General features: G+C 59.8%; 12 protein-coding genes and 2 pseudogenes. 6 read left to right on the forward strand and 8 right to left on the reverse strand.

Translation table 11 applies throughout. The features are described 5' to 3' along the window. Position 1 precedes the first annotated feature (1 nt). Both AB8B31_RS27750 and AB8B31_RS27755 read left to right on the forward strand, forming a co-directional pair. Positions 2-1,000, forward strand: coding sequence for a 4-hydroxyproline epimerase (locus AB8B31_RS27750; protein WP_018246022.1), 999 nt, complete (start codon positions 2-4; stop codon positions 998-1,000). A gap of 56 nt (positions 1,001-1,056) precedes the next feature. Beyond that, entirely contained in the window at positions 1,057-2,070 is a 1,014-nt protein-coding gene (locus AB8B31_RS27755) for a GlxA family transcriptional regulator (protein ID WP_018246021.1), read from the forward strand. 6 nt (positions 2,071-2,076) lie between these two features. Here AB8B31_RS27755 and AB8B31_RS27760 read toward each other — a convergent pair whose 3' ends face one another. Genes AB8B31_RS27760 through AB8B31_RS27770 form a run of 3 tightly spaced genes read right to left on the reverse strand, consistent with a single transcriptional unit; the run spans position 2,077 to position 5,739 of the window. Next, positions 2,077-3,357 carry a M24 family metallopeptidase gene (locus AB8B31_RS27760; RefSeq protein ID WP_018246020.1) on the reverse strand — a complete coding sequence of 427 codons (1,281 nt, stop codon included), beginning with the start codon at positions 3,355-3,357 and terminating at the stop codon, positions 2,077-2,079. A 47-nt stretch (positions 3,358-3,404) separates the two neighbouring features. Further along, positions 3,405-4,496: a hybrid-cluster NAD(P)-dependent oxidoreductase gene (locus tag AB8B31_RS27765; protein ID WP_018246019.1), complete on the reverse strand. Its 1,092-nt coding sequence runs from the start codon at positions 4,494-4,496 to the stop codon at positions 3,405-3,407. Next, complete coding sequence (locus tag AB8B31_RS27770) at positions 4,486-5,739, reverse strand: aromatic ring-hydroxylating oxygenase subunit alpha (RefSeq protein ID WP_018246018.1); 1,254 nt, start codon at positions 5,737-5,739, stop codon at positions 4,486-4,488. The genes AB8B31_RS27765 and AB8B31_RS27770 overlap by 11 nt, the downstream gene beginning before the upstream one ends. Positions 5,740-5,850: 111 nt before the next feature. Here AB8B31_RS27770 and AB8B31_RS27775 point away from each other — a divergent pair, with 111 nt between their 5' ends. Then, positions 5,851-6,738, forward strand: coding sequence for a LysR substrate-binding domain-containing protein (locus AB8B31_RS27775; protein WP_018246017.1), 888 nt, complete (start codon positions 5,851-5,853; stop codon positions 6,736-6,738). Between the two features lie 15 nt (positions 6,739-6,753). Here the strand turns inward: AB8B31_RS27775 and AB8B31_RS27780 are convergent, their stop codons facing one another. Together AB8B31_RS27780 and AB8B31_RS27785 are read right to left on the reverse strand one after the other, a co-directional pair. Beyond that, the gene (locus AB8B31_RS27780; protein WP_018246016.1) at positions 6,754-8,406 is read right to left on the reverse strand and encodes an acyltransferase; all 1,653 of its coding nucleotides are present in this window, start codon (positions 8,404-8,406) and stop codon (positions 6,754-6,756) included. 336 nt (positions 8,407-8,742) lie between these two features. After that, positions 8,743-10,740, reverse strand: a complete 1,998-nt coding sequence (locus tag AB8B31_RS27785; RefSeq protein ID WP_018246015.1) for a putative bifunctional diguanylate cyclase/phosphodiesterase — start codon at positions 10,738-10,740, stop codon at positions 8,743-8,745. 180 nt (positions 10,741-10,920) lie between these two features. Here AB8B31_RS27785 and AB8B31_RS27790 point away from each other — a divergent pair, with 180 nt between their 5' ends. Next, positions 10,921-11,958 (forward strand): class I SAM-dependent methyltransferase, encoded by a 1,038-nt coding sequence (locus tag AB8B31_RS27790; RefSeq protein ID WP_018246014.1) that lies wholly within the window; start codon positions 10,921-10,923, stop codon positions 11,956-11,958. Positions 11,959-12,252: 294 nt separating this feature from the next. Here AB8B31_RS27790 and AB8B31_RS27795 read toward each other — a convergent pair whose 3' ends face one another. The 3 genes and pseudogenes from AB8B31_RS27795 to AB8B31_RS27805 all read right to left on the reverse strand — a co-directional run bounded on the left by AB8B31_RS27795 (position 12,253) and on the right by AB8B31_RS27805 (position 14,688). Then, complete coding sequence (locus AB8B31_RS27795; RefSeq protein WP_018246013.1) at positions 12,253-12,723, reverse strand: cyclophilin-like fold protein; 471 nt, start codon at positions 12,721-12,723, stop codon at positions 12,253-12,255. Between the two features lie 13 nt (positions 12,724-12,736). After that, positions 12,737-13,483 (reverse strand): SDR family oxidoreductase, encoded by a 747-nt coding sequence (locus AB8B31_RS27800; RefSeq protein ID WP_018246012.1) that lies wholly within the window; start codon positions 13,481-13,483, stop codon positions 12,737-12,739. A gap of 28 nt (positions 13,484-13,511) precedes the next feature. Beyond that, a pseudogene (locus tag AB8B31_RS27805) lies at positions 13,512-14,688 on the reverse strand (MFS transporter). Between the two features lie 94 nt (positions 14,689-14,782). On the opposite strand from AB8B31_RS27805, the gene AB8B31_RS27810 reads away from it, so the two are divergent. Both AB8B31_RS27810 and AB8B31_RS27815 read left to right on the forward strand, forming a co-directional pair. Further along, the gene (locus tag AB8B31_RS27810; protein WP_018246010.1) at positions 14,783-15,679 is read left to right on the forward strand and encodes a LysR family transcriptional regulator; all 897 of its coding nucleotides are present in this window, start codon (positions 14,783-14,785) and stop codon (positions 15,677-15,679) included. Further along, positions 15,680-15,769, forward strand: a pseudogene (locus AB8B31_RS27815) (winged helix-turn-helix transcriptional regulator); the annotation flags it as partial. It lies immediately after the preceding gene. Positions 15,770-15,846 lie beyond the last annotated feature (77 nt).

The raw sequence follows: 15,846 nt of genomic DNA on the forward strand, positions 1-15,846 counted from the left end.
GATGAGAAACAGCTTCTTCTGCATCGACTCCCATACGTCAGGAAATCCCGTGCGCCTTGTTGCCGGAGGCGGTCCACTGCTTCCGCATGCGCCCATCAGCGAGCGTCGGGAGATTTTTGTCCGCGATCACGACTGGGTGCGCCAGGCGCTGATGTTCGAGCCAAGGGGTCACGACATCATGTCGGGGGCGATCATCTATCCGGCCTACCGGGAGGATTGCGATTTTGCCGTTCTTTTCATCGAAGTGAGCGGCTGCCTGCCGATGTGCGGCGCCGGCACCATCGGCGTCGTGACCGCCGCGATCGAGGAAGGGCTCGTCAAGCCGCGGGAGCCGGGAAGGGTTGCCATCGAGACGCCTGCGGGAAGGGTCGATGTCACCTATGAGGAAAAGGGCGGATATGTCGAATCCGTTCGTCTCCACAATGTTGCAAGCTATCTGCACGAGGCTGATGTCGAGGTCGATGTGCCGGGAATGGGCCGCCTGCGCGTCGATATATCCTATGGCGGCAACTATTATGCGGTCATCGAACCGCAGGATAACTGGAGCGGGCTCGACCGCATGACCGCATCGGATATCGTCGGCTGCAGCCAGAAGCTCAGGTCAGCGCTTGCCGATATTTGCGATCCCGTTCATCCCGACGATCCGAGAATTCGCGGCGTGCATCATGCCATCTGGTGTGACCGCCCCGTGAACGACACCTCGGATGGCCGTTGCGCGGTCTTCTATGGCGAGAAGGCCATCGATCGCTCGCCGGGCGGCACCGGCACCTCCGCTCGCATGGCCCAGCTCTATGGGAAGGAACGGCTTACCGTCGGGTCGAGATATCGGCATGAAAGCCTGATCGGAACCGTCTTCGAGGGCCGGGTCGAAGCCGAGGCACGCATTGGGCCCTATAGCGGTATTCTTCCAAGCATCGGAGGCTGGGCACGCGTCATCGGACACAACACCATTTTCGTTGACGATCGGGATCCGCTGGCGCATGGCTTTCAGATCCGATGAGCGCCTTTTCGTCTGAAAAGACGGACGGCGCGATAAGAGCCGGCAAGGAGATGACTATGCGACCTGAGCAGCATCGACAGACAGACGCCGACGCGAAGTCGGCTGGCCGGCTCAAGGTGGGCTTTGTTCTGGCGCGATCATTCACGCTGTCCGCCTTTGCGCTCTTCGTGGACACGCTGCGGCTTGCCAGCGACGAGCAGGATCGTTCCGGAAGGGTCCTTGCAGACTGGCAGGTGATCGGCAGCACGAGGCACTTGATCACCGCGAGTTGCGGCGTCCAGGTTGCTCCGACATCCGATTTCGTCGATCCGTCGAGGTTCGACTACATCGTGGTCGTCGGCGGCCTTCTGACGGTGGAGAACCCTGTCGACCAGCAGACCATCACTTTTCTGAAGCAGGCCGACGTCAAGAAGGTGCCGCTGATCGGCGTGTGCACGGGTTCGTTCATTCTTGCTGCGGCAGGCCTGATGAAGCGGCACGAATCCTGTGTGAGCTGGCTGCATTACAAGGAGTTTCGGGAGCGGTTCCCCGACCTTAGCGTTCGCTCCGACCGGCTCTTCAATCTCGATCGCCAGCGCGGATCGTGCGCAGGCGGCAGCAGTTCCGCCGACATGGCGGCGTTGCTGGTCAGAAAATATATCAGCCGCGACGCTGAACGAAACGCGCTTGAAGTGCTTCAGATCGAAAAGGCCCGGACTCCATCGGACATACAGCCCCGGCGTCCGCTCTACGACGACTATGACGACGCCCGCGTCAAGGCGGCGATGATTACGATGGAACAGTTCGTCGATGGCAGCATGTCGATTCAAAAGCTTGCCGCCACGGTGGGCCTGTCTCGGCGGCAACTGGAGAGGATCTTTATCGACAAGACCGGGATGTCTCCTGCCAAGGCCTATAATCGTGTTCGCATGGAGCGGGCGAAATCGATCCTGGCCCAGTCGAAGGCGCCACTGATCGAGATCGCGCTGGATGTCGGCTTTGAAAATGCCTCGCAGTTCACGCGAACGTTCAAACGCACATTCGGGCAGACCCCCTCACAGCATCGTGCAGCCGCTTCGAGAGCACACTGAGCTTATTCAGATATCCTCCCACGGAAAGGTGTCCAGCCGCTCCGCGCCCGTTGCCGTGATCAGAGCCTGGGTTTCAAGCTTGATGCTTTCAGATCCGGCTTCGGCTATCAGGCTCTCGACGTTGAGCACCATGCCCTCCTCGATGAGGCCGCTGAATTCAGGGTCGAAATCCGGATGCAGAAGGATCCCTGGCCATTCGTCCGCCATTCCGGTTCCGTGCAGAGCAAGCGTGTATCGATAAGGCTGGTATTTCTCCGGAATCCGCCACGACAGCGCGTTGAACTCTTCAAACGTCATGTCGGGCTTCAGGATGGCGAGATTGTGCTCGATCTGATCCCTGGCGGCGGCGTAGAGTTGCTTCTGCTTGGCGTTCATCGCGACGTGCCCTGCTGTCCACGAGCGCGAGAGGTCGGCGCAATAGCCGTAGGGTCCGATCATATCGGTGTCGAAGGATATCATCTCCCCGCGTTTGACCGCATAGTCCGAACATTCCTGATACCAGGGGTTCGTTCTCGGGCCTGCGGTCAGGAGCTTGGTCTCGAGCCACTCGCCGCCGCTGCGTGCGTTTTCGAAGTGAAGCTCGGCCCAGATCTCTCTTTCGGTGCGGCCGGGCTCGGATGCCTCGTACATCCGCGCCATGCCTGCTTCGCAGACACGGATCGTCCATCTCATCAGCTCGATTTCGTCAGCGCTTTTGATGGATCGCGCCCGCTCGGCCAGCTCCTGACCGTCTAAGAGCATGAAGCCGCGTTCCCGCAATTCGAACGCGCCGGCGGGTTCGAGCTTGTCCACCGCCACGCGCTTGTTGCCGCCGTTGCTCTTTATGAGGTCCGCGACTTCCTCCGCCCAGGCTTTCAGCCGGGGTTCCATAAGGTTCCCGGCCGTGAAGAATATCCATGACTTCGCCGGCCGGATCTCGTCGATGCCGGGAAGCCCGTCATTGACATGTTCGGCGCCTTCGAATTCGAAAAGTATGGCCGGACCATCGGCCAGGATCAGAGCGTAGCGCGAGGCGTTGTGCATCGTCCAGATGCTCATATTCGATGAATCGAAGGCATATCGGATGTTGACGGGATCGTAGAGGAGCAGGGCGCCGCAATCCCATTCGCGCATCTTCGTGCGCAGGCGCTCCAGACGATAGCGGCGAGCCCGATCGAGCGTCGTGGCCGGCAAAGGACTGATGAGAGGCCGATCCACTCCCTCGGGATTGAGATATTCCTGCTTTCGCTCATCCTTGAAGACCGTCGGGCCGGTCAGCTCGGCGGAATCGCTTTCCTCTCGCAACATCTCAGTGAGTCCCTGTTGTCGGTGGGTGACGCGACGTTACCGGGCGCTCAGCGCTCGATGACGAGATCGCTAAGCGGCTTGGAGCAGCAGGGCAGAAAGAGGCCGGCGTCGATTTCCCGCTGACGAATTCCGCCATTGTGGTTCATGTCGACCGTGCCTGACGTAAGCTTCGACTTGCAGGTGCCGCAGACGCCGTTCGCGCAGGACGACGGGATCCTGACGCCTGCCTTCTTCGCGCATGAGAGCACGCTCTGGTCGCCGGAGACGTCGATGCTGCGGGCCTGCTTCGAGAAGGTGACCTGAAAGACCTTGGCAGCGGCCTCCTGAACCGCAGGGATTTCGGGTTCGTCGATGACCGCGGCGTCGAAGCTTTCCTCCAGGTAGTTCGAGCCGGGCACGCCGAGTTCGGCGGCAATGCCGCGCGCGGCGGCCATGAACGGGGCGGGGCCGCAGCACATCACGGTTCGCTCGGCGATATCGGGAACCGCAAGCCGCATATAGTCTGCCGAGATACGGCCGGTCAGGCCGGGCCAGGATGGCTCGCCGGCAACGGTCTCCGGGAGGAAGTGGAGGCGAAGGCCTTTCAGCCTGCGGGCGATGCAGGCGAGTTCGTCGCGAAAGATCAGATCCTGCGGCGTCCGGCCGGCATGCATGAAGACGACGTCGGCGGGTTCGCAACTGTCGGCGATCTCACGCAGGATGGACATGACGGGCGTAATGCCGGAACCGCCGGACAGCAGCAGAAGCTTCGGTTTCGACGTCGCGGGCCTGACGAAATGGCCAAGCGGGCCGTTCGCCTTGACGGTTGCCCCGGGAACCAGGGTGTCATGAAGCCAGTTGGAGATCTTGCCGCCGGGAACGCGCTTCACCGTCACGGAGAAGGCGTTCGTCCGATGCGGCGAGGAGGAGATGCTGTAGCACCTGTTTTCAGCGTCTCCATTATGTTCCAGGTCGAACAGAAAATACTGCCCGGCCTTGAACGCGAACCGCTTACCCTCACGGGAGGCGAAGGTGAATGTCTTGACGTCGTGGGTCTCCTGCTGAACGTCGAGGCAGACCAGCGCGTCGTCTTCCTCTGGGTTCCACAGGTCGTGAAGGGCGGCTCTGGGCGCGGGCGCCTGCGGGCTTCTAGTATCCATGGGCGCGCATCCGGTCGATGTACCAGGCGGCGAACTTGTCGAGGTTCGTCTCGGAGAAGCGGGAGTAGGGGCCGGGCTGATATGCCGGGTCGAGAGCGCCGGCATGGGAGCGGGCGACGAGATCGGCGTCCTGGTCGGTCGTCGCGACCCAGACGTCCGTCAGCTTGTCGAGATCGTAATCCACGCCTTCGACGGCGTCCTTGTGGACCAGCCACTTGGTTCTAACCAGCGTCTTGCCCGCGGAGAGCGGAATGACGGTGGCCACCACGGCGTGGTCGCCCATGAAGTGGTTCCAGCTGTTGTGGCCCCAAAGATGTGTGTCACCGAGATCCTTGCGGGTCATCTGCCCGAGAAGCTTGGAGGATGCGGCAGTGGCGTCGTGGGTCTGGGATTCACCGGCGCCTGCGATGATCAGGCGCTGGGTGCGGAAATTGGTGGCGCAGTCGGCGAGTTGTTCGACGGCAGCCGAGGGGAAGCCGTCAGCCTCCCACGCCTTGGTCCGTTCTTCATACAGCCTGAAATGCTCTTCGGCCTGTTCACGATCCTCCGGGCTCAGAGTTTCGGGGTCGAAGCCGAAGTCGAGATCGACGAAGGAGACGCAGAGCTCCGGATGGTTTGCGGAGCAGTGGTAGCATTCGCGATTGTTCTCCATCGTCAGCTTCCAGTTGCCGTCCTCGATGACGTCAGTTTGGAAGGCAATCTTTGCGTTCCGGATGTCGTAGGGGGCGAGGCGCTCGGTCATGGCCTGCTCGAGGAGAGCGATGTCCTCGGGCGGATTGTCGGAAAGACAGACATAAATCAGTCCGCCGATCGACTTGAAGGTGACGGACTTGAGGCTCCGACACTCCTTGTCGAAGTCCTTGCCCATGTGAGGCGCGTAGCTGAGCTCACCCGTCAGTTCATATGTCCAGGTGTGATAGGGACAGACGAGTTTTGAGACGATCGTCTTGCCCGGATCGAGAAGGCGGGAGCCGCGATGGCGACAGACATTGTGCAGGACGCGGATTTCTCCGTCGTCGTCACGCAGAAGGATCAGGCTCGTCTTGCCGATATCGACCACCGTGGCGTCGCCGGGTTCGGGAACATCACAGTCCAGGCCGACACAGATCCAGTGCTTGTGGAAAAAGACCTCGAGGTCTGCTTCGAACACGTCTTCTCTGACGTAAAGGCCGGCCGGCAGCGAGTGACCGTCGGCGCGGGCGTCGAGAAGGGCTGAAATGGTAGATGGAAGCCTGTTTAGCATGAGAACCTCTTATGCGAGAGTTTCCCGAGATTGCCCTTGCAACGCTGACGTTTCAACGGCATAAAAAATCACGTTCGCATGAGTTTTTATCATGTGAAGAGGAGTTCTGCGATGCATTTCCGAAGACGGATCCCGTCGCTGACGGCACTGGTGACCCTGGAGGCGGTGCTCAGGAAGAAGAGCTTCACCACGGCTGCGACCGAATTGGGTGTCACCCAGGCGGCAGTCAGCAGGCAGATTGCGTTGCTGGAGGAGGAATTCGGCCAGCCCCTATTCGTGCGCAAGCATCGAGCCATCGAACCGACAACGGCATGCATCAACCTCGGAGCCACGCTGGCGAAGAGCTTTGCCGATATCGCCGAGAGCGTGGAAGCGATCCAGTCGCGCAGCCAGGACGTGTTGACGATAGGGGCGACCGTTGCATTCTCTTCCTTCTGGCTGCTGCCGCGGCTGGCCGAATTCCGCCGGGCGAACCCGGGCATTCTGGTGCGAGTGATATCCCAGGACAGCCCGATCGCTCTCGACGACGGAGAAGTCGATGTGGCAATTCGCTATGGTGTGCCCCCTTTCAGCGATGCTACCGTCATCGCCTCGCGCGGCGACGTCATCTGCCCCGTCTGCTCTCCCGATTACCTCAGGCGTCGAGGAGATGGCCCGCTAGGCTCCGTCGACGAATTCATCGAAACGGACGTTCTTGATCGTTCCTGGTATAGCTGGGCGCAGTGGTTTTCTCTGACCGGCGCCAAGCTCGAGGTAAAGCCGTCGCTTCGGTTCAACCATTATACCGAAACCATCGCCGCCGCGCGCGCAGGGCAAGGGATTGCCTTGGGATGGCGCATGCTGGTGGGCACTTTTCTGGAGGATGGAACCCTGGTGCGGATCGGCGGCGGTGAGCTTGCCGCGGAAGATCGTTACAACGTGATCGTGCCCGTCAAAGCCAAGCGAAACAACGCGCGGGACCTTGCCGCCGGCTGGCTGACGGCATCATTGCACGGTTGATCGAAACTGCCGTATTCACAAGCCCAATCCTACAGTGGCCGTTCGGTGGACGCCTTTGGGGACGAAGGCGAAGTGATCTGCCAGTCCCAGGAAATCGGCCGCCAGGTGAATGACGGAAAGCCACATTTCCGTCCCCTGCAAGCTCGGTTCACCACCGTCGGCAAACGGGAATCCCTCGCCATCCCGCCATCTGCCCAGAGCCCTTGATATGAGATTGCGGGCGATCGCCTCTCCGTCAGCCCGCCTGTAGTCGGTCTGCCGGGCAATCAGCAGCAGAGGATGAATCGTATCGAGCAGGTTGCACGCATTGTATTTCGCAGCAACGAAGCCCTTATGGTTGCGATAATTGAGGTGAACTGTTTCGAGCGAGGCATGCGGGTGGGGAAGTGCCGCGCCGAACTGGGCGTAGGTGCCACGCGTCAGGCGATAAAAGCCGTTCACAGGCTGGAGCCATCCTTCCCCCGCGGTCGGCTCGCCCCAGAGCCCTGAAACGCTGTTGGCATTCCGGCTCAGCCACTCGAAGAGCTGCTGCCGTGAATGCCCGATGCCAAAATACTTGGCATTGAAGTACATGGCGGTTCCGATCGCATCGACCACGCTGCCGGCGTGCCATGCCCGGGTTGGCCAGGGCAGGGCGCTCAGCCATTCGTCAAGCTCTCCGATGCCAAACTCGACGGCATGGACGGGTTGCCGTGGACTGGAGCCAAGCAGCTCAAGCGCATATCCGACCGAAAGGACGTTGTAGAGCGCCTTTGGATCATCCCTCAGCGCCTTGTCGTGCATGCGCGAATGCTCATCCGGGAACAGCCCGGTCTCTCGTTCCTGGAGGCCTTGGAGAAGCTCGACGGTTTCCGAGAGATTGAGGTCGGGCGGCAGGTGACCGAACCCGGCGGCGATCTCGATGGCATCGCATAAATGCCGGATCGCCGGCCTCCGGACGCCGTCCGCTTCCAGGGATTCATAGGCTCCCTGCGTTTTCCAGCGTGCAAGAATGTCCGGCCACTGGTCTTTCGCCTTCTGCCCCAGCCTGACCAATTGATCTTCGATGTCTCCAGTGCCGGATTTCCTGGGTGCCGAGCCTCGGCTCCGCAGTACCCGGGCGGGCACGCCACCGGCAATCGACATGGTGGGAATGTCTCCGGTAACCACCGCTCCGGCGGCGATCACGGCGCCATTTCCAATTGTTGCGCCATCGAGGATCACGCAATTGGCGCCGATCCAGACATCGTCACCGATCACTATGCCGATGCTGACGACACCCTGGCGGTGTATGGGAACTGCCGGATCGTCGAAGCCATGATTGAAGCCGACGATCGAGGCATGCGAAGCAATCCGCACGCCGTTGCCGCACGTCACCTTCCCGGAAACGCAGGCGTAGGGATTGATGGTGCAATCGTCGCCGAGGATCACATGGCCGCGGACGAGCGCGTGCCCGGCGATCCAGGATCGCTCGCCCATCGTCAGGCTTTCGGTGAAGATCGCGGCATTCTCGGCGATGTAGGACGTCTCGGCCAACTCCGCACCGCATGATCGCCTGAGTTCCGCCTTGCGGGCAAGGTGGGCTGGATGGCCGAGGTCGGACACAATGTGTTCCCAGGTAAGGTATTGAAGCCTGCGCGCTTCCCTCTGTTCGTTCACCGGGGCTTGCGGGCCATTGGCGTGATCCATCTGATCCTCATTCTCAGGTTCAACCGCCGAATATTCGTCTGATTCAGCGATCCGTTGCCTCGCTGCATCAGACGGCGTGATCCGTCTAAAAGCAAGACTTCTGACAATGGTGGCACAGCCCTCGTTGCGATGGCTCCAATTGCCTTAGTTGCCGTGTAGGTAATTGGTTCGGCCGAGGCGCCCGGGTTCATCGCCTGTACGGAAAGCGCACCGCCCGGCGAGAAGATAAGGGTATGCTTGCCACGCTCACCTCTGAATTCGCAATTGGCAGAGACGTCATGCACCACGCACCGATCATCGGCAACGTGCTGAGCCATCTGGAAACCGTGAGGCGAGTTATGCCGCGCTCAGAAGTTCAGCGCTAACCGGCATTCCCATATGAAAGCCCTGGACGCGGTCGATGCGAAGATCCTTGAGAAGGGAAAACTGTGCTGCAGTTTCGACGCCTTCCACCAGGATCGTATTCCCACGATTGCGGATGAGAGCAATCATGTCCTGAAGCATCATCAGACCGCGTGGGTTCGAGCAGTCGTGCAGGAAGGTTCTATCGACCTTGACCGTCTGAAACTCGATTGCCCTCAGCCAAGAGAGGCCCGCGAAACCGCAGCCGAAGTCGTCAAGCCATATCTCGACGCCGAGTGCCCGCAGATCGGCAATGCATTTCAGCACCTCCGACTGCATATCCATGTCCAGGCCCTCAGTGACTTCCAAGGCTAGTCGCGATCCGCAGACCCCGCACCGAGCAAGGATATCAGCGACACTGGCAGCAAAGCCGGGGGAACGCAGTTGTATTGGCGACACGTTGACGCTGACGGTAGCCATGCGATCGGTCATCAATATATCGCGGCATGCCGTCTCGATCGCCCACCTGCCCAGTTCGAGGATAGCGCCACTTCGTTCTGCCACCGGAATGAATGTCTTCGGCGAAACCGCGGTGCCGTCCGGCATCCTGAGGCGCATCAAAGCCTCGACAGCTCTTGCCTTCTCGTTCGTCACGTCGAAGATCGGTTGGTACACGAGCGAAACCAGTTTGCGATCAATGGCGGCCGCCAGCAGTGGGACGAGTTTACCAGCATAGTCGTCGGGGCGAGGCAACAACGGATCAAAACTACGAATGCAGTTTCGGCCACTTGCTTTGGCATTGTAGAGAGCAAGGTCGGCTTCACGCACTATTCGTTCAACTTTCTCTCCAACTTTCTCGCGGGTGAAGGCGGCGCCAATGCTGACGGTTACGATCGACATATCATCTGGTCGCTCGTCGTGAGCAATCGCAAGAGACTCGACTTCCACTCTGATCTTCTCGGCGAGAGTCATCGCGACCCTGGGGAGGGCATCCGGCATGACCACGATAAACTCCTCGCCACCATACCTGCCGATCATGCCGTCGGACGACTCTACAACTGCCTTCAGCGCATTGGCGATGACAGTCAGACATCGGTCTCCTTCCTGATGTCCGTAGCGATCATTGAAGCGTTTGAAAAAGTCGACGTCGATGAGGAACACGGAGAAGTCGCGTCGTTCGTCTTTCCAGGCGGCCCAGCATTCGTCGAGTCGCCGATCCAGCGCGCGTCTGTTGCTTATGCCTGTCAGGTAGTCAGTATGTGAAAGCTCGAGAAGTGACCTTCCCCGCTCGGACGCTTCCCAGTGCTGGTGGCGAGCCTCCGCCGCGTTCAACAACACGTTTCGACGCTCCACGTTCAATCGCCAATTGACGAAAGACGTGAAGATAAAGCACGAAATGTAGAACAACCCGAAGGCAAACTTGTAGGTTTGGCTTGACGGGAAAAATTCCTCGATCGTAACGAAAAATGCGCAAAGAACGAGGCTCGAGGTGATCACCGAAAGCCGAAACGGGAAACTGAAAAAGAGGTTGGCGCCCATCATGAAGATGGCGCCGAATATCATGTAGTATGACATGGCGGTGACGTCGCGGGTGGCGATCGCCGGGTAAAGCCAGCCCACATAGCCCGCAAGCAGTGCCGAGGCGCATGTGACGTCAAGCCAGACGGTTTGCGCTTTTGCCAGGCGCAGGGTCTCGAAAACCAGCAGAGCGATCGTTGCAACGACGAATCGCGCGGCGATCGTCACAGGCGCAACATCGGGGATCAGCCAACGGTCGGGAAGTGCGAAGGACACATAAACGGCAACCGCGATCCAAAGACCATGCCGTGAACTCCGCCCTCGGACAGCATCATTTTCAGTTTTCAAAGACTTGAGGGCCTCGGCGAATGAAAAGCTGGCGGTGGATTCGTCGCGCTGGACATTAGCGTAGGCCGCGGTCCTGCAAAAACGCTGGACTGACAGCCATCTAAAGTATGTCGAAAAGTAAGCCATACTTCGGCGCCCTCCAGAGTTGCGTTCGGCAACCTGCAACCGGTTTGTCTTGTTGCTTAGCTTTGTTAGAGGGGTAGCATCGGACCCGCAAGAGTAGAATTACCCTTATCCCGTGTAGATTCTAGTCGCATCCTATTTCGAGGTTGTTTATGCTTAACGCTATGTCAAAGGGGTCTCGAAATGGCACAAAGCCTGGTCTTGGACGGTGAAAGTCTTGTTGCGCCGGGTGAAATTCGTCGGGCGGCAAGAAGGGTTGCTGCCCCAGATCCCGGCCACCTTGTCGTTGCCAGAGCCGAGCTTGCCCTCAGCCTTGACGTGTCGATCCGTCAGTTCAAATCCGGCATCGAGCCTAATGCGATAATCGAGCGTCTTACCGACGCCTTGCATCAGATACGGCGGCGCTTTCATCCGGAGGTGTGGGACGTCATCGTTCCGATCGCGCAATCTCATCCCGTTGCTCACTATCTTCATCAAGATCCATTGACCCGCTGGTCGTTCGAAAAGCCGCGCGGCTATTCTGGCGACGCACGCCTTCTCGACTTCATCTACGGCAGACCTGAGATTGAGGACGCCGTCTTATCAGCGAGCAACCTGGGACGCTCGATCTACGCCTACACTCGAAATGCTTCGTCATCCGTCGCGGTAAGAGAGCGTCGAGACATTCTGGCTCGCCGCGTTGACGAAATCGCTTTGGCCCGGCCTGGTTCCACCGAAGTCCTCGCCATCGCGGCCGGGCATCTTCGTGAGGGGCCCTTGTCGCGTGCTCTCGGCGCCGGCGCGATCAAACGCTGGGTAGCCTTGGATCAAGACCCGATGAGCGTTGGAACCGTCACCCGCGATTTCGCCGGCACGTCCGTCGAAGCGGTGAACGGGTCGGTCAAATCCCTGCTCGGTGGAAGGCATGCGCTGGGAATGTTCGATTTCGTTTATGCCGCGGGTCTTTATGACTATTTGCCGGACGCGGTCGCCGTAAAACTCACCAAGAAGTGCGTCAGCATGCTTAAGCCTGGCGGCACATTCCTATTCGCCAACTTCTCCCCGGAGACGGAGGTCGATGGCTATATGGAGACATTCATGAACTGGGCGCTGCTGTTGCGGTCAGAACGAGAGATGGGCTTGATCGCCAGTGAAAGCGTGAGTGGGGCGGATGTGAAGGTGTCGGTTTGGTCCGGCTCAAACCGCAGCATTGTCTACTGTGAAATCCAAAGACCGCGGTAGGCCGCTTGTTGGCTTGAAGGGCTTGCCGACCTTCAGCGTCTACTCGGCCACCAAGGTCTCGCTCGCTCGTTCACCCGCTGCTGACGACCAATCTGCGGCGCCCCGGTTCCGCGTTCGCACGGGAGGAGATGGCGATGCCAAGCGGCGAACGGGGGACGCTTCGGTGGCAGTATTCCTGCCATTTCTCCAACGGTTGTCATCCGAAGCAGATATCGGTTTGACGTGCTGGCCGATCTCGGCTCAACGGACGCCCGAGAGGAACGCTATTTTAGATTTCTGCTCATGCAACCTTTGTCAGATGCGTTCCATGCGGACCGGATACTCGCCGCGCACCAGCAACGGCTCGAAGTCATTGTCGAAGCGGCCGAGCCTGATCAGCCCGTCCCAGCGGTAATCCGCGTAGAACAGGGCCAAGTTACCCCAGGGTTTGAAGTAGCAAAGGTCGCCCGGCTGCTCGTTTCCGAACGCACCGCTGCCTTCTTCGGTGAGCTTGCGCGGCAGATGGACGATCTTTTCGTTCCTGCCATAGTCCTCGATCTTAAGGTTCAGGGGCAGCATGGAAACGAGATCACGCGCCGTCGGATTGTCGGCGAGTGTCGCGGTCAGGGTTAGATTGTTGAAGCCTATCCTGATCCTGACGCCTGTCGCCTCGGGCTCCGCCGGGCCGCGCTCGTCCTGCCCTTGCGCCACGAGAGGCAGAGCGGCGGCCGCCAAGGTTCCGCCCAGCACCGCGCGACGGCTCATGAACTTGGATGTCATCGACATAGCGCGCCTCGCGTCAGACAGGTTGAGCCGTCGGCCGGAACAGGATTTCGTTGATGTCGACATCGTCCGGCTCGTTCACCGCGAAGGCGACCGTTCGGGCGAACGTGTCCGCGCTGATGGCGATCTTGCTGACGAACTCCTTTGTGCCCGCCTGGATGTCCTTTTCGCTGATGTGTTCGAGGAGTTCGGTGCTCACTGCGCCGGGTGAAATGATCGTGGTCCGGATGTTGTACGGCTTCACTTCCTTCCGCAGCCCTTCCGAGAGGGCGCGCACGGCGAATTTCGTCGCGCAATAGACGGTGGCGCTCGGATCGATCACATGACCGTAGACGGAGGATACGTTGATGATGTGCCCCGACTTCTGCGCCTTCATGTGCGGAAGCGCTGCTGCGATACCGTAGAGCACCCCTTTGATGTTTACGTCGATCATGCGATCCCACTCGTCAACTTTGAGCCGTTCGAGCGGCGCAAGTGGCATCAGGCCGGCATTGTTCAGCATCACGTCGATGCGACCGAACGCGTTGACGGCCGTGTCGACGAGCTTTTTGACTTGATGTTGGTCCGTGACGTCGGTTTGGACTGCCTTGGCCTTATAGCCTTTGGTGGACAGCTCCTCAGCCAGCGCAGCGATGCGGTTGCTACGCCGCGCGCCGAGGACGACGGACGCGCCGCGCTCCGCAAGGTGACGCGCGGTGGCTTCGCCAAGCCCGCTGCTTGCCCCGGTGATGACGACCACTTTGTTTTCAATTCCTTGGGACATGATGATCTCCTGTTTGGTTTCTGAAGGCTCAGGAACGGCGGCCGGCGAGCGCGGCCAGGACAGCCGAGCCGGCGAGAAGGCAGGCGGCCAGAAGGAAGGTGCTCCGCCATCCCGCGGCGTCAAACAGCATGCCGCCAGCAAAAGCGCCGCCTGCGATGGCGAGCTGGATCAGCGCCACCTGCCGCTTCCAATTCACCGGGAACGATGGCGGCCATCCAGGTGTTCCAGGCCACCGGAATCGGGGTCGAGAAGAATCCCCAGAAGACGAGCAGCAATGTCGTAATCGCTGCGAACGTCCCGAGAGCGATCAGCAGCAGGGCAAGGACAGCAAGAGCAGCCGGCAGACCTACGAGAACGAGTAGGAGGTGGCGCCGGGCGACGAAGCCGATCACGGAGGTTCCAGCTAGCCCGCCGACTCCGAGGCCGAGAAGCACCATGGACAGAACATTCAATTCCAGTCCCGTGACGCCTTCGAGGAACGGGCGAAGATAAATGGACAGTGCGTTCTGGCCAATGAAGGCCAAGCCGGTCGCCGCCATTCCAACTGCGAATGTGCGATTGCGCAGCAGCCCGAATATTCTGGCCACCGAGACGGTTGATGTCGCCGGCATCCTCGGCAGAACGACCAGTTGCCAGACGAGTGCGGCAATTCCGATCGGCACGGTAATGAAGAAGGTTCCGCGCCATCCGATGAACCCGCCAAGAAAACTGCCGAGTGGCGCGGCAAGGACGAGCGCGAACGCGGTGCCGCCTTGCAGAAGCGCAATGGCCTTGGGCAGATCACGGTCCGAAACCAAGCGTGCCAGAATAGCCGTCGACAGCGACCAGAAGCCGCCGATCGAAACGCCGACCAGGGACCGCCCGACGAGAAAGACAGGGAAGTTGGGTGCGAGAGCAACCGCCAAGCTCGATGCAACAAGAACCGCCGTATAGAGCAAGACGACAGACTTCCGGTCGATCCTCGCCAGGAAGGCATTGCCGAAAAGGCTGGTGAGAACCGCAAAGACACCCGACACGGTGATCGCCAATCCGGCTTGCCCCTCTGAAATAGAGAGGTCCCTGGCGATTGGGGTCAGAAGGCTCACAGGGAGAAATTCCAGACCCACCAAAAGGAAAGTGAGAAGCGAGAGACAGGTCACAGCAGACCACGAGGTCGCCCTGTCGTCCATCAGTGAGGTCTCATTCAATGTCAACTCGACGGTCATTCACGTTCTCCTGTCCGTTGCCAGATAGATAGCCGGACTGGTTTTGCGCGACTAGAAGCTATAATCTGAATGTCGTGATGAAGGAGATTCAACAATGCGGCGAGACGAGTTCACGGAAATGCGTGCGTTTCTGGAGGTGGCTCAGGAGCGGAGTTTCACGCGCGCTGCATCAAAATTGGGAGTTACGCGCTCGGCGTTGAGCCATACGATCAGCGCGCTCGAAGCCCGACTCGGCGTCCGGCTTCTCTCCCGCACGACGCGTGACGTGGCTCCCACGGCGGCCGGTGCGCGCCTCGTGGAAACTATCCAGCCGCATTTCGAGAGCATCGCCGCCGGGATCAGTGCCCTCGGCGCGTTGCGCGACAAGCCTTCGGGCACAGTCCGCCTCGTATGTCCCGATGATGCCGTGGAGCTGGTTTTCCGTTCGAGGCTGTCGGCATTTTTACGGGATTACCCCGATATCACCGTGGAACTCATGGTCGACAACGGTTTCACAAATATCGTGGAGCGCCAATTCGATGCCGGCGTGCGGCTCGGCGAGGCGATTGCGCGCGACATGGTGGCCGTTCGCATCGGGCCCGATATCTCTTATGCCGTGGTCGGATCACCGGAATATTTTGCGGCCCGCACTGCACCTTCGACCCCGCAAGACTTGACGGACCACAATTGCGTGAACCTGCGTCTTCCGACGTCAGGCGCTCTGTATGCCTGGGAGTTTGAAAAGGATGGCCGCGAGTTCAGCGTACGTGTGGAAGGCCAGCTCGTGATGAGCAACATAGGACCTGCGATCAATGCCGCTCTCGATGGGGCGGGGCTGTCTTATGTGCCGAGGGATCTCATCAGGCAATATTGTGACAGCGGTCAACTGCACGAAGTGCTGGCGGACTGGGCGCCAACGTTCCAAGGGTATCATCTCTATTACCCCAGCCGGCGCCATCCATCCCCTGCTTTCTCCGCCTTCGTCGAAGCCTTTCGCTACCGGCATCGGTAACCAACACTCGAGACGGCGTGGTGGAAAGAGTACGGCAAGAGCGTGCCGGTGAAATCGAGCCCACGCGGTCGAAAAGCGAGAGATGGCTGAATGGCTGTGGGTGGATTGCTACTTGCCGCAACCGCTTTAGCCATCGCTTCATGCGAATGGTCGGAATGATCGCATTG

Origin of the sequence: Rhizobium sp. 62_C5_N11_2, from assembly GCF_051811185.1 — a bacterium.
Classification (GTDB): domain Bacteria; phylum Pseudomonadota; class Alphaproteobacteria; order Rhizobiales; family Rhizobiaceae; genus Rhizobium; species Rhizobium leguminosarum.